We start from the raw sequence: 12,383 nt of genomic DNA, 5'->3' as shown, positions 1-12,383 counted from the left end.
CTTTTCTAACTGCCAAGCTATTATGTAGTCGGATACCGTGCAGCATAGAGCTTGAGGTTTTGAATGAAAGTAGCAGTCTTCAGTACAAAAGTCTATGATCGACAGTTTTTGTCAACTGTAAATTCTCCCACACAACACGAATTAGCGTTTTTTGAACCCCGTTTAAATCGGGATACTGCTATCCTCGCCGACGGATTTCCGGCGGTTTGCGTATTTGTACACGATCAGGTTGATGCCCCAACTTTAAAACTTCTCGCCTCACGGGGTACTAAGCTGGTTGTCCTTCGGTGTGCTGGGTTTAACAATGTAGACTTACAAGCCGCAGCAGATTTAGGAATTACTGTTGTGCGTGTTCCCGCTTACTCACCTTATGGAGTAGCAGAACATGCCGTAGGATTGATTTTAAGCCTGAATCGCAAAATTCATCGGGCTTATAACCGTGTTCGAGAAAGCAATTTTTCCCTAGATGGACTGTTGGGATTTAACTTGCATAAGCGTACAGTGGGGATTGTCGGCACAGGTAAAATCGGTCTGATTTTAGGACAGATTATGAAGGGGTTTGGCTGTAACATACTCGCCTATGACGTTTATCGCAATCCAGAATTGGAGGCGCTAGGTGGAAAGTATGTAGAACTACCTGAGCTATTTGCCAACTCTGATATTATTTCCTTACATTGCCCCCTGACTCCCGAAACGCATCATTTGATTAACGCTGAGGCTATAGAACAGATTAAGCCAGGCGTAATGCTAATTAATACTAGCCGGGGAGCGCTGATTGATACCCAAGCAGTGATTGAGGGATTGAAGTCTGGTAAGATTGGCTATCTCGGTGTGGATGTCTACGAACAAGAATCGGAATTGTTTTTTGAGGATTTATCTGGCGAAATTATTCAAGATGATATTTTCCAACGTCTGACAATGTTCCCTAATGTACTAATTACCGGACATCAAGCCTTTTTTACAGCAGAAGCTCTTCACAATATTGCAGAAACAACTTTTGCTAATATTGCTGATGTTGAAAATGGTCGTCCTTGCGCTAATGAAATTCGCGCTCAACCGTCAGCTTAGGTAAGGATTGGCGATCGCTATTTTGTATATTAATTCTGAACGATAGGCAACGCGGAGACTTTGGACTAAAATCACTAGTCAATCCTCATCATCAGGCAAATTTTCCATTTCCTCAGCAATTAGCGTTTGAAAATCTTCGTTACAATGAGTATGCAGATGAACGGCAGCAGCTAAGAGTTCTGCTAGAATTTCAGCTTTTTGGTTAGTAGTTAAACTAGTTAACTGTAATTGGTTAACTAATGCTTGTACTTTCAGGCACTCTGCACCTAATTCAGCAATCAAGGTATTAAGGGTTGAATTCGTGACTGCAAGAGGGCGATCGCTAATCTGCATATTTATTGTCCCAATCTTTTACGCGCTTGTTGCATTGCCTTGTCAAAAGCACGAATCTCTTTTTCCCAATGCTTAATTAAACCTTCGTCAAGAAAACTGTTCTCTGATTCCAGTCTAATCTTTTCTTGATGTTCAGTAATTCTTTGAGTTAAAGATTTAATTGCCTTTTGATGGTGCTTCTTACTCATTACTCCGAACGATAGGCAACGCGGAGACTTTGGACTAAAATCACCAGAGATGCGATCGCCATCAACCCGCCCCAAAACCAGTAAGGTAAAAGCAAATATCGCTGCATTTGCGCTGTATCAGAGAGTCCAAGGGGACCAGCAGAACTACTAAATAGATAATCAAGTTGATGGTACGTACTCACACAAGCTTGTACACCCAGAAATTGAATGGCAAACCCTTGCGCCCAACGAGGTGCTTTCAGGGCGATACCCAAAATTATTAAACCCAACAAGGGAATTGCCACCAATCCAAACCAGGAACGTATCCAAATTAATGTAGAAAATAACAAAAAACTCCCTAATATTTTCAAACTTAGGGAAGCTGCTTTAAAACTGCGGGAAGCCAGAATCAAAGCTGCGCCAGCAAGAGGCGGCCCCATTGGGCCTGCGGCTGCGACCATTGCCGGGCCAATTGGCCCCAATGACGACCGGATGCCATAAGTTGCAACACCGGAACCATTGCTAAAAATCTGTAATTTTTGAAACTGTCCCCCTAATAGGAGTGCCATTAAGCCGTGACCCATTTCATGGAACCAGGTTGCCAGAATTGTAAATGGGTATAAGATATAATCACCTCCTGGTACTTGCCACAGTAAAGCAGTTGCGATCGCTGCTGCAATTAGCCAGGTTAGCCCCATACGCTCAACAACTGACGGGGCTTCTTGGGCGAGCAAGGGTTCAGAATTTTTACTTGGTTCCCTCATAGGTCACTCTATTTTGGATTTTAGATTTTCTGGAAAATTCAAAATTTTAAATTGGCAGTGTATTTTATCCATCCTAGTGTAATTATTGAGGTAGTGGAGTTGCTGGACAATGCAACAATTCGCACATCGAAGCGACGGCTATAAACTATGGCGCTATCAAAAACAACATAGTTATCCGTCGCTTGTCTGATGCGGTGCATTTGTTTCTCCTCCAAAAAAGATGCCGGAGGATGGGCAGAACATGCTTAGACTGATGTCACAATTAATGGAAAATCAGTTAAGCAAGTTGAAACAGGAATGTCATTAAGTCTCCTTTACCCAAACTGATGCGATCGCCTGGTCGCAATCGATGACGATTCCCTGGTAAAAGGGGCAAGTTATTAATGTAAGTGCCATTAGAACTTCCCACATCTTCTACATAGTGAGCGTCTCCCTCAACACGAATATCTGCATGAATCCGCGAGACAACTTCTGAATTAGGAAATCCTGAAACGTCTATATCTGGAGGAATCCGGTCATTAGGCTTGCCGATATGAATCACAGAGAGATTTTGCGGCAATTCAATTAGCCGATCGGTTTGAACGTGGATTAACCGCGCTATAACCTGCTGCAATTGCGTTCTGGCAACGGTTACAGTTGGTGCTGGTGCAGCTGGTGGAGGTAGTTCCGCTTCAGAGGGTGGCGCTGGTTCCAACGGTGGTGGAGTAGGAATACTTTGTCCAGAAACTACGGGTACTGCGACGCTTGGCTCTGCTTCTGGGGGGCTGTTTTCTAGAACAGCTTCCTGGGGAGCTACTGGGGGAGCTGCCACCTCTGTTGCTGGTAAAGATGAACTGGGAGGATGAGAGTTTGTAGAACCGCTCATTCCCAAAGCATCTGGTTGTAAAAGTTCTAACAGTGGATCGGGTGGAACTAACGGCGGTACTTCCACAGGAACATCGGGAGTAACTGTTGTAGCTACCGCACTATGAACATGTGGAACTCCTGCGGAGTGAAGGTTACAGCCACACTGGCCACAGAATGCAGCATCTGCCTGCACACTTGCCCCACAACTAGGACAGTTAGTAGTCGCAGGCAACGGTGTATAGCAAGCTTCGCATTGGACAGCACCATCAGGGTTGGGATGATTGCAATTAGGGCAGACGATCATCGATATTTAGCCTTTGTTCAAGATCATCATAAATATAGGTAGGACTGGCAAGCAGAGGGCGGCCCTAGCTTTAGATTCTAGCAATTACTGCCGATTTGATACGGGAAAGGGATGAGTGGACACAGGGAAGGGGGAAGGGGGCAGAGGAGGCAGGGGGACAAGGGGACAAGGTGATCAAAAGTTTAAAACTTACAACAAGTCTTTCCCCTTGTCCCCAATTCTCCTTGTCCCCATTCCCCATTCCCCATTCCCCATTCCCCATTCCCCAATCCCCAAATTTAATGTTGAAGTTCCGAACCTGCTGCCGCATCCAGCAGCCACCAAAGTTCACCTTGGGGCCGAATTAAGCGGGATGGGTAAGTGAAGTCATCGGCGACAGGTGCAAAGACTTGCGCCAAAGCTGGGCGTTTATTAGCACCAGCAACCAGAAAAATCACACTGAGAGCAGAGTTGATGAAGGGGTATGTGAAACTTATTCTGGGGTTTCCGTCTTTGTTACCCACAGTCACCAGGCGATCGCGTACTTTGAGTGCCTCTGTGTGGGGAAACAAAGATGCAGTATGTGCATCATCACCCATTCCTAGTAATACTACATCCAATGCGGGAAACTCTACCCCAGAAGAATTGAAAAATTCTTTGAGATGTTGTTCATACTTTGCAGCCGCAAGTTCTGGATTGGCTTCTAAAGTTGGTACGGGGTGAATGTTAGCTGCTGGGATATCAACACGATCTAGCCATGCACGACGCGTCATCAGTTCATTGCTATCGGGGTGATCTGGTGGTACGTAACGCTCATCCCCCCAGAATACATGAATTTTATCCCAAGGCAGTTTTTGAGTAGCGATCGCTTCGTATAACGGTTTAGGTGTACTGCCGCCAGATAAGGCGATGGTAAAACGCCCTCGCTTCTCAATGGCAGTTTCTAACTTAGACAGAATTAATTCTAGCGCTCGTGCAACCAGCGTCGGCTGATCCGGTAAAACTTCAACGGTTTTGCTCATGGCTTCATCATCATATTGCTGGCTTCCAGCAATACCATACCGAACTTATTACAATCCTCCTTTTTAACTTTTGAAACATTTAACATCGTTGATTAAGTAGGCTGGAAAATGTAGATGCTCATTATCACTTTCAACAGGAAGTTGTCAGTAGTCAGTCATACTAACTACTAACTCTTCTTATGATTATCGAAGGCAGACAGAGGGCAGTCTTCCTCCTGCCTCCTGCCTTTTGCCTCCTGCCTTCTTCAATTTTATTTACACCCAGTTACTTGATACTTTGTTGATTAACACCACAGAGGATACATTTATTAATTCTTATTAAAAATTAATAAAACTAATTAATCACAAACAATGTTTCCCAATCAGCGATCGCTTCACGCTGGGCAATTAACAATTCCTGAATTCCTTTTTGGGCAACATCTAACAGCTGATCCAACTGAGTGCGGCTAAAGCTGCCTTCTTCGGCTGTTCCTTGGACTTCAATGATTCCCAAATTTTGATTCATCACCACGTTAAAATCTACTGTTGCCGCCACATCTTCGATATAGTCTAGATCCAAAAATGGCTCTCCCTCCAGTAATCCTACTGAAACTGCTGCTACCTGTCCACACAGAGGCGATCGCTCCAACACGCCCTCTTGCAATAATTTAGAAATCGCATGAGCCAATGCCACAAACGAGCCTGTAATGGCTGTTGTCCGAGTTCCGGCATCTGCTTGCAACACATCAGCATCCACAGTTAGCGTGCGTTCTCCCAGTGCCTCAAAATCCACTGCTGCACGTAAGCTGCGCCCAATTAAACGTTGAATTTCTTGCGTCCGTCCAGATAATTTCAATAATTCCCTTTCTTGGCGTTTTTGGGTAGCAGATGGTAACATCCGGTACTCAGCAGTTAACCAGCCTTTACCAGTTCCTTCGAGAAACTTTGGAACTCCCTTATTAACGCTAACGGTACAAAGTACTTGCGTATCACCGCATCTTGCAAGAACAGAACCGGGGGCAAAGCGGGTGAAACTGGGGTGAAAGCTAATCGGACGTAGTTCGTAGGGAATCCGACCATCAGGACGCTGCCAAGCCATTAGAATTGCCTCAAGTTTTACAATACTGCCTTAAGATTACCTTAGTGTTGTAAATCTACTGGGGACTGGGGATTGTGAAGAATTCTTCCTAACTCTCCCACTTAGAACTCAGCACTCTTCAAGGAACTGAAAGTAGAGTCAAAATATTTTGCTGCACCATTTCTGGTGATTGATCGCCGTTGATAGTCAATAGGCAGCGACGACGGTCGTAATATTCTAGGATTGGAATGGTGCGATCGTAGAATAATTCTACACGGCGCTGCACGATTTCGGGTTGGTCATCTGGTAGCGATCGCCCCAAAGAACGACTAACCATTACTGCTTCTGAAACTTGGAGATAAATTGCCCAATCTAGCTTTTGTCCTAAATCATCCAATAAAAAATCTAATTCCTCAGCTTGGAAGGCAGTACGAGGATAGCCCTCTAAGACCCAATCGCAGTTAATATCTGGTTGTCTCAGGCGAAGTCTGATCAAATCAACGATCATTTCGTCTGGGACTAACTCCCCTTTTTGTATGTAGGGCAGTGCATGATAACCTAGTTCATTTAGACTAGCGTAAACCGAAAGAGAAGTCCGGGGATCGGCTTCCGACCATCGAAATTCCGGCAGGGGCTGATTGCCAGATATTGCTTCCCGTAAAATCTCACCTGTAGAAATCAGAGGAATATCAAAGTATCTGCCAAGCCTTTGTGCTTGAGTGCTTTTCCCCGATCCTGAACCTCCCAGAATCACCAATCTCACAACAATTTACTCCTCATGCTGTCAAATTCACTACTTGCTAAGTCTGTTTTGCCCAAACAACCGACAAATCTAACATCTAGGGATTTTCAGACGTTATACCCAGCCTTTTTAAATAATTGGAACTGTAACTCTTATGTTTTAACTTTTACAACTATTTTCAGGGAAAAGACGTAAATTTAAATCAAAACAACTATTGACTTACACACAAACGTAGTGTTTGACTAAGAATGCAATTTGTCAAATCCACCACACCTGTGAAAAACAGATTGATTATACAGGCAGATTTGTACTAATTACTGACAGCAAAGAAACTTAATTATTGTATCTTTTTGAACTTAACCCTATGGTTGCCCAGCTAGAAACTCAAAACATCAATTCAACCCTTATCTTGCCATATCCAGTTGAAGGACTAGTGCAAGTTTTCACTAGCTCACATCGTAATTTTTTTACGAGCGTAATAGCTCAATCACTGAGAATAGCTGGACAAGGAACGTCAGTATTAATCGTGCAGTTCCTCAAAGGAGGTATTCGTCAAGGACACGATCGACCCATACAATTAGGACAAAATTTAGATTGGATTCGCTGTGATTTGCCTCGTTGTATCGATACACCACATTTAGACGATACAGAAAATCAAGCCTTACAAAAACTGTGGCAATATACACAACAAGTAGTGTGTGAGAGCAAGTATTCTCTCGTGGTCTTAGATGAGTTAAGTTTGGCGATTAACTTTGGTTTAATTCCTGAAACCGAAGTTTTAGCGTTTCTGGCAAAACGTCCTCCCCACGTCGATATCATTCTCACAGGGCCAGAGATGCCAAAATCTCTCTTGGATGTAGCAGATCAAATTACAGAAATCCGTCGGAGTTATCGACCCTAAACAAAGTAAGTACTCGGTTCGTGCTACTATATCAAGTCTGTTTAAATTAACGTTAGCAACGAACTTGTGATTAAGAACGATATCTGGATTACTGAAATGGCTCAACAGGGCTTGATTTCGCCTTTTGAGCCAAGCCTAGTCCGAAAAGTGCAAAAAGATGAGTCTGTAGCGGTTCAACCTGTAATTAGCTACGGTTTGTCTTCTTATGGTTACGATATACGCCTTTCCCCGGCTGAGTTCCGCATTTTTCGACACATTCCCGGAACTGTAGTTGATCCCAAAAACTTTAATCCCGATAATTTAGAGCCAACAGCATTGCATACTGATACTAGTGGCAGTTACTTTATTTTACCTGCTCATTCCTATGGACTTGGGGTTGCTCTAGAAAAGCTAGAGGTTCCTGAAAATATTACAGTAATTTGCATAGGGAAATCTACGTATGCAAGATGTGGCATAATTGCAAATTTAACGCCTGCTGAAGCGGCATGGCGAGGTCATTTAACTTTAGAATTTTCTAATTCTTCTAGTGCTGACTGTCGCATTTACGCTAATGAAGGCGTGGTGCAATTACTATTTTTAGAAGGTGAACCCTGCGCTATTAGTTACGAAGCACGCCAGGGTAAATATCAGGATCAGCAAGAAATTGTGACTTTGGCTCGTATTTAGACTGAATGATATCTAAAAAAAGTTTACACAAAATATAGAACTTAAATCTATTCACCTATTACAGTGCTGGTAATAATTTGATTGCAGATGCATCTAGTAGGCAGTTGCGTTTACTGTTGGGCTTGGCTTAGGGCCATTTTTTCATTGCGCTTCTAGCCAAACCTGTAAATCAGCCAAACTAGTAAAATCTAGCAGTGCTTCACTCAAATCTTCCAGAACAGGCAAAGGTAAACCAGAAATTGAGGAGCGTATTTCCTCAGAAAGTTCCCCAAATCGCTTAGTTAATTGCCGGAGAATGAGATTAGCTGTTGCTTCTTCCCGTCCTTCCTCGCGTCCTTCCTCACGTCCTTCTTCCTTAATTTCTCGGTAAACTCGCGTTTCCTTTAGCGTGATTCCTAGCATAGACTCTACCTCCGCTTGAGTTAATTGTTCAAATCTGTACACCATGATCGTCGTTATTAATTCAATTATGGCGCGACTTGATGGTGATAGCACTTCTTGAGTGGTTCTTGTTAACAAATACCTTGCTTCTTCTGGTGCTTGTTCTTCATCCACTGTAGTTAAAACCATCAATGCTACCCATATAGGTAATTGACGAATATCACCTAACTCATCTAAATACACCCGATGTATTTGTTCCCCGTTCAGCAATGAACGATGAGGATGAATATCGCTTTGTTCGATACTGCGCGACGGGTAAATTATCACTGCTTGCCAGTCGCTAAATCTGGCACGGTTGCGGTAGAAATATAACGAAGATTCAGCCCATACTCTTTCATAAAGTTGTTCATCTTTCTGGAACTGAACCTCGCAAAAATATACAACTCCAGCACTATCGCTTTCAGGCGGTAGAAATACCCCATCAATTTCAAATTTTGGTTCTTTGACTGCGACTGAATCAAAACGATAACTACCTGCATTATTTGGAGGATTTGTCAACAGTTCAAATAGCAAAGTTGGAGACTGTTGAAACAGTTTGTAAAATATTGAGTCTCGACGCATGAAAACATTTTACTAATTTTTTATTTATGATTTTCTGGTGGCAGTTTGGACAATCCCTTTGATCCAGAACGTGGTAGCTCAATTAATCCAAGTGGGACATTTTCAATCCAGCCCCAAAATATGATTATGGTGCAAGTCTGGCTTTGCCCAGACGCTGTTTTTCATACCATTGTGCGATCGCAGGTGCCCAATCTTCAAAGTGAGGCCACATCATTTCACACAACTTCTGAATTTCAAGTTGAGCATCTTTCTTATTTCTCAGGTCACAAAAATGCAAGAAAGACCTTAAATTGAAACTAACTACAAAATGCTGGCGATAATCAAAAGGCACTTTACCTCTTGCATGTTCTTCAGACATTCCAGCCTCAAAATCAGCTTGATATCGTTTAGCTGCTTCCAGACACCACTCCAAATCTGCTGCTCGTTGCTCTGGTGAATAATGGTATTTTTTGCCTTGTCTATCAGTGTAATAACCAACAGGGCGTAGGTAAAAAACATCTTCTATATCTTTCTTGCCTTCTAGTACATCAATAAATTGGTTGCCTGTGTACCTGAAAGACTGAACATCAAATGATACTCCAACACGATGAGTACGAGCCTGCTGCATAACACTGTGGGGAAAGTAACCACAGTTGAAAACAATCTGAGGATGCTCTAGAGGCCCATAGTGTCCCCTCTCACCTGCTAAAAGTCGCTTAACAATAACTTCGCCGCTTTGTGACTCTGACGGCCAGGAGTCGCGCTCATCAAACACGAACCCATCGGTATAGTCCTGGTGCATCGCGGCATAAATCACCTGCTGCGGGTTTGGCGTTTTGGCAATAACCTCTACTCGAAATCGATGCATTAGTTTTTAGGAATGGATTTGTGACTGAAAGTGCTTATGCAGAAGAAGCGGAGCCTGTTCGTTAGACATGGCTTTGAACTCGATCCATTATCATATCTCTGCCTTGGACATCTACTTGAGGAGATTAAGATACTTTACAAATATTAATATATTTGTTACAGTTGTTTACATAAAGAGAAAACAGGGAAAAATCCATGCGTACAAGCACTGCTATAATTGACGACCAAGGCAAACTGAACAACTTTGCGATCGAGCCAAAGGTTTATATAGACGAGCAAGGCGATCGCACTGGCTTCACTCCTTATGCAGAAATGCTCAATGGTCGTTTAGCAATGATTGGTTTTGTTTCTCTGATAGCATTAGAAGTATTCACAGGACACGGTATTGTTGGTGTTTTGGCAAATCTTTAAAAACTAATTTTTTATAACGTAATTCTCAATAAATAATTAAGAGACGGTAGATTTACCGTCTCTTTTTTTATGGAAAACTTAGTGCTAGAGTAAAAATATACTGATAGCAAAAGCCCTTCTTAGCGTAAAAATATTAGGTGAACTATGGCTTTAACTGCTTCAACGATGTTGCCGCTAGGCACAAAAGCACCAGATTTTAATCTACCTGAAGTGGTATCTGGAAAGGCAACTTCACTTTCTACCTTTGCAGATAAAAAAGCGTTGTTGGTAATGTTTATTTGTCGCCATTGCCCATTTGTAAAGCACATCCAACAAGAATTAGTGCAGTTAGGAAAAGATTATTTTACAAGTGATTTAGCGATCGTTGCCATCAGTGCTAACGATGCCAAGAATTACCCAGATGATGCACCAGAGTCGTTACAAGCATTTGCCACCGAACAAGGGTTTAATTTTACCTTATGCTACGACGAGAGTCAGGAGACGGCAAAAGCTTACACAGCAGCTTGCACACCTGATTTTTTTGTATTTGACGAGCAACGCAAACTTGTTTATCGGGGACAATTAGATGATAGCCGTCCCAGTAATGGTAAACCTGTAACAGGCGCAGATTTACGCGCAGCCATTGAAGCAGTGCTGGTAGGCAAACCTGTTACAAGCGACCAAAAGCCGAGTGTTGGTTGCAATATTAAATGGAAACCCGGAAACCAACCCAGTTATTTTGGTTGAAAGTGGCTATATCAGCTTACTCATACCCGATCGTGCAACACCCAATTAAGATTGTATAGTGATCGCTCTTTTGTTTTTCGAGAGTGACAAAAAAGGGCTATTCTTTCAAGCTAATTGTCTTCTTTTTCTTCAGCCATATTCCCAACAACCCAGCAATTGCTATTCCTCCAATACTTGATGGCTCAGGCACAGCAAGAGTTTCTACACTCACATTATCCAAGTATAAAAAACCATAGCTAGCTCTACCACCCAACTTTAACTCTGTAGATGATTTTGTTGCCAAAAAATTCAAGTCATATTGTGTGAAAGGAGATCCAGCAACATTTATAGTATTTATTTTATCAAAGACTTTATTTCCATCGACAAATGCCTGAAATATATTATCAACTTGACTGCTATCTTCGTCTGTTCCTAAAAAGAAACTGAGATTATAGTTACTACCGATAGTTGTAGCCAAATTCTGGGATATATAAGCAGGATTTACAAACGAACCAATCGATAAACCTTGATTACCACTCTCATACTGAGGAAAATTGTTAATTCTAATCCCTGATGTATCTATTGGATCGCCAGATTTAATCCAGTCTGTAATATTAGGATTTGGAACATTGGGGTTGTTAGGATCTATGAGTGGGTCGAGTTCAAAGCTTCCATTCCTAACAAGTTCTACTGCTTGTGCTGCTGTATTATAAGTATTGGTAATCACAGCTGTGCTAGCTAAGGTAGTAGTAACACTAAAAACAATAATTGAGAGTTTTTTGGTTAAATTCATCAAACTTGACTCCAAATAATTCAAAATCACAACAACGTACAACGTAATGCATCAAATATCTTCAGATCCCCCTTATAAGGCTTAATGGGGGGGATCTTGATACAACCTAATACTTTACAAACATCCTCTAAGGTGATGAAGCAGCTTACATTTTGACCTATAGTTCATTGTTGTCCTTCATCTTCAGGTGCTGCTTTGACACTCACATCATCCAAATATAAAAATGCATACTTGGCTAGAGAACCAAACTTTATCTCTGTAGATGTTCCTTCAGCTTCAAAATCTAACTTGTATTCTGTGTAGGCTTGGTAGGCAATATTCTTTTTGGAAGAAACCTTCTCACCATTTACAAATACGTGAAGTTTATTATCAAGATTGGGTGCTTCCTCTATGGATGCTAAATAGTAAGTAAGTTGATAGTGTTGACCAGGAACTGTAGGGATAGTCTGTGATATGTAAGCAATGCTTGAAAATGCACCAAGCGATAAACCTTGATTACCAGTATGAGGAAAGTTGCTAATCGTAACACCCGATGCAGCTGTTGGATCGCCAGATTTAACCCATCCTGTAACATTAGAGTTTAAAATGTTGGGATCATTAATATCTGCGAGAGGATCTATTTCAAATCCCCCGTTGTTAATCAGTTCTTGTCCTTCCGCTTGTGCTGTCGATTTATAAGTATTGGTAAGCACAGCAGTATGAAGAAAGGCAGTGGTCAAACTACAAACAATAATTGAGAGTTTTTTAGTGAACTTCACGAGACATTACTCCAAATAG

At 42.1% G+C, this 12,383-nt stretch carries 17 protein-coding genes; 5 read left to right on the top strand and 12 right to left on the bottom strand.

Annotated elements, in window-relative coordinates; translation table 11 throughout:
* The first annotated feature begins 63 nt into the window (after nt 1-63).
* Nucleotides 64-1,068 (top strand): 2-hydroxyacid dehydrogenase, encoded by a 1,005-nt coding sequence (locus ACFFRD_RS35555; RefSeq protein ID WP_392480661.1) that lies wholly within the window; start codon nt 64-66, stop codon nt 1,066-1,068.
* Nucleotides 1,069-1,146: 78 nt separating this feature from the next.
* Here the strand turns inward: ACFFRD_RS35555 and ACFFRD_RS35550 are convergent, their stop codons facing one another.
* From ACFFRD_RS35550 to ACFFRD_RS35515, 8 genes are all read right to left on the bottom strand, one after another.
* Entirely contained in the window at nt 1,147-1,401 is a 255-nt protein-coding gene (locus tag ACFFRD_RS35550) for a hypothetical protein (RefSeq protein WP_392480659.1), read from the bottom strand.
* A 2-nt stretch (nt 1,402-1,403) separates the two neighbouring features.
* Nucleotides 1,404-1,589, bottom strand: coding sequence for a hypothetical protein (locus ACFFRD_RS35545; protein ID WP_392480658.1), 186 nt, complete (start codon nt 1,587-1,589; stop codon nt 1,404-1,406).
* On the bottom strand, nt 1,589-2,332 hold the full coding sequence (locus ACFFRD_RS35540; RefSeq protein ID WP_392480656.1) for a M50 family metallopeptidase: 744 nt from the start codon (nt 2,330-2,332) through the stop codon (nt 1,589-1,591). Before ACFFRD_RS35540 ends, ACFFRD_RS35545 begins: the two co-directional genes overlap by 1 nt.
* Nucleotides 2,333-2,370: 38 nt before the next feature.
* A complete protein-coding gene (locus ACFFRD_RS35535) occupies nt 2,371-2,532 on the bottom strand; it encodes a hypothetical protein (protein WP_159402523.1) in 162 nt (53 codons plus the stop codon).
* Between the two features lie 77 nt (nt 2,533-2,609).
* Nucleotides 2,610-3,482, bottom strand: coding sequence for an FHA domain-containing protein (locus ACFFRD_RS35530; RefSeq protein ID WP_392480653.1), 873 nt, complete (start codon nt 3,480-3,482; stop codon nt 2,610-2,612).
* 278 nt (nt 3,483-3,760) lie between these two features.
* Nucleotides 3,761-4,483, bottom strand: coding sequence for a 6-phosphogluconolactonase (pgl, locus tag ACFFRD_RS35525; RefSeq protein ID WP_392480651.1), 723 nt, complete (start codon nt 4,481-4,483; stop codon nt 3,761-3,763).
* Between the two features lie 334 nt (nt 4,484-4,817).
* On the bottom strand, nt 4,818-5,561 hold the full coding sequence (rph, locus tag ACFFRD_RS35520) for a ribonuclease PH (RefSeq protein ID WP_392480649.1): 744 nt from the start codon (nt 5,559-5,561) through the stop codon (nt 4,818-4,820).
* A gap of 118 nt (nt 5,562-5,679) precedes the next feature.
* Nucleotides 5,680-6,303 (bottom strand): adenylate kinase family protein, encoded by a 624-nt coding sequence (locus ACFFRD_RS35515; RefSeq protein ID WP_392480647.1) that lies wholly within the window; start codon nt 6,301-6,303, stop codon nt 5,680-5,682.
* 343 nt (nt 6,304-6,646) lie between these two features.
* On the opposite strand from ACFFRD_RS35515, the gene ACFFRD_RS35510 reads away from it, so the two are divergent.
* Both ACFFRD_RS35510 and dcd read left to right on the top strand, forming a co-directional pair.
* A complete protein-coding gene (locus ACFFRD_RS35510) occupies nt 6,647-7,183 on the top strand; it encodes a P-loop NTPase family protein (protein ID WP_392480645.1) in 537 nt (178 codons plus the stop codon).
* Nucleotides 7,184-7,279: 96 nt separating this feature from the next.
* Entirely contained in the window at nt 7,280-7,849 is a 570-nt protein-coding gene (gene dcd / locus ACFFRD_RS35505) for a dCTP deaminase (protein ID WP_392483246.1), read from the top strand.
* Between the two features lie 141 nt (nt 7,850-7,990).
* Here dcd and ACFFRD_RS35500 read toward each other — a convergent pair whose 3' ends face one another.
* Both ACFFRD_RS35500 and thyX read right to left on the bottom strand, forming a co-directional pair.
* Nucleotides 7,991-8,851 carry an Rpn family recombination-promoting nuclease/putative transposase gene (locus ACFFRD_RS35500; protein WP_392480643.1) on the bottom strand — a complete coding sequence of 287 codons (861 nt, stop codon included), beginning with the start codon at nt 8,849-8,851 and terminating at the stop codon, nt 7,991-7,993.
* Between the two features lie 124 nt (nt 8,852-8,975).
* A complete protein-coding gene (gene thyX / locus ACFFRD_RS35495) occupies nt 8,976-9,698 on the bottom strand; it encodes an FAD-dependent thymidylate synthase (RefSeq protein WP_163936187.1) in 723 nt (240 codons plus the stop codon).
* 194 nt (nt 9,699-9,892) lie between these two features.
* Here thyX and ACFFRD_RS35490 point away from each other — a divergent pair, with 194 nt between their 5' ends.
* Both ACFFRD_RS35490 and ACFFRD_RS35485 read left to right on the top strand, forming a co-directional pair.
* The gene (locus tag ACFFRD_RS35490) at nt 9,893-10,108 is read left to right on the top strand and encodes a chlorophyll a/b-binding protein (protein WP_114083012.1); all 216 of its coding nucleotides are present in this window, start codon (nt 9,893-9,895) and stop codon (nt 10,106-10,108) included.
* A gap of 144 nt (nt 10,109-10,252) precedes the next feature.
* Complete coding sequence (locus ACFFRD_RS35485) at nt 10,253-10,834, top strand: thioredoxin family protein (protein WP_114083011.1); 582 nt, start codon at nt 10,253-10,255, stop codon at nt 10,832-10,834.
* A gap of 97 nt (nt 10,835-10,931) precedes the next feature.
* Here ACFFRD_RS35485 and ACFFRD_RS35480 read toward each other — a convergent pair whose 3' ends face one another.
* Nucleotides 10,932-11,606 (bottom strand): PEP-CTERM sorting domain-containing protein, encoded by a 675-nt coding sequence (locus ACFFRD_RS35480; protein ID WP_392480641.1) that lies wholly within the window; start codon nt 11,604-11,606, stop codon nt 10,932-10,934.
* A 164-nt stretch (nt 11,607-11,770) separates the two neighbouring features.
* Nucleotides 11,771-12,364 (bottom strand): DUF642 domain-containing protein, encoded by a 594-nt coding sequence (locus tag ACFFRD_RS35475; RefSeq protein WP_190935428.1) that lies wholly within the window; start codon nt 12,362-12,364, stop codon nt 11,771-11,773.
* Nucleotides 12,365-12,383 lie beyond the last annotated feature (19 nt).

The organism is Nostoc sp. C110, from assembly GCF_043099725.1.
GTDB lineage: Bacteria > Cyanobacteriota > Cyanobacteriia > Cyanobacteriales > Nostocaceae > Nostoc > Nostoc muscorum_A.
The sequence above is the reverse complement of the archived record's forward strand: the minus strand, read 5'-3'. Positions and strand labels throughout refer to the sequence as shown.

Bases quoted from the DNA above. Each gene is read 5' to 3' on its own strand.
- ACFFRD_RS35485 (WP_114083011.1), top strand. From the start codon at position 10,253: ATGGCTTTAACTGCTTCAACGATGTTGCCGCTAGGCACAAAAGCACCA.
- dcd (WP_392483246.1), top strand. From the start codon at position 7,280: ATGGCTCAACAGGGCTTGATTTCGCCTTTTGAGCCAAGCCTAGTCCGA.
- ACFFRD_RS35510 (WP_392480645.1), top strand. From the start codon at position 6,647: ATGGTTGCCCAGCTAGAAACTCAAAACATCAATTCAACCCTTATCTTG.
- rph (WP_392480649.1), bottom strand. From the start codon at position 5,561: ATGGCTTGGCAGCGTCCTGATGGTCGGATTCCCTACGAACTACGTCCG.
- ACFFRD_RS35480 (WP_392480641.1), bottom strand. From the start codon at position 11,606: ATGAATTTAACCAAAAAACTCTCAATTATTGTTTTTAGTGTTACTACT.
- ACFFRD_RS35555 (WP_392480661.1), top strand. From the start codon at position 64: ATGAAAGTAGCAGTCTTCAGTACAAAAGTCTATGATCGACAGTTTTTG.
- ACFFRD_RS35550 (WP_392480659.1), bottom strand. From the start codon at position 1,401: ATGCAGATTAGCGATCGCCCTCTTGCAGTCACGAATTCAACCCTTAAT.
- ACFFRD_RS35540 (WP_392480656.1), bottom strand. From the start codon at position 2,332: ATGAGGGAACCAAGTAAAAATTCTGAACCCTTGCTCGCCCAAGAAGCC.
- thyX (WP_163936187.1), bottom strand. From the start codon at position 9,698: ATGCATCGATTTCGAGTAGAGGTTATTGCCAAAACGCCAAACCCGCAG.
- pgl (WP_392480651.1), bottom strand. From the start codon at position 4,483: ATGAGCAAAACCGTTGAAGTTTTACCGGATCAGCCGACGCTGGTTGCA.
- ACFFRD_RS35530 (WP_392480653.1), bottom strand. From the start codon at position 3,482: ATGATCGTCTGCCCTAATTGCAATCATCCCAACCCTGATGGTGCTGTC.
- ACFFRD_RS35535 (WP_159402523.1), bottom strand. From the start codon at position 2,532: ATGCACCGCATCAGACAAGCGACGGATAACTATGTTGTTTTTGATAGC.
- ACFFRD_RS35500 (WP_392480643.1), bottom strand. From the start codon at position 8,851: ATGCGTCGAGACTCAATATTTTACAAACTGTTTCAACAGTCTCCAACT.
- ACFFRD_RS35490 (WP_114083012.1), top strand. From the start codon at position 9,893: ATGCGTACAAGCACTGCTATAATTGACGACCAAGGCAAACTGAACAAC.
- ACFFRD_RS35545 (WP_392480658.1), bottom strand. From the start codon at position 1,589: ATGAGTAAGAAGCACCATCAAAAGGCAATTAAATCTTTAACTCAAAGA.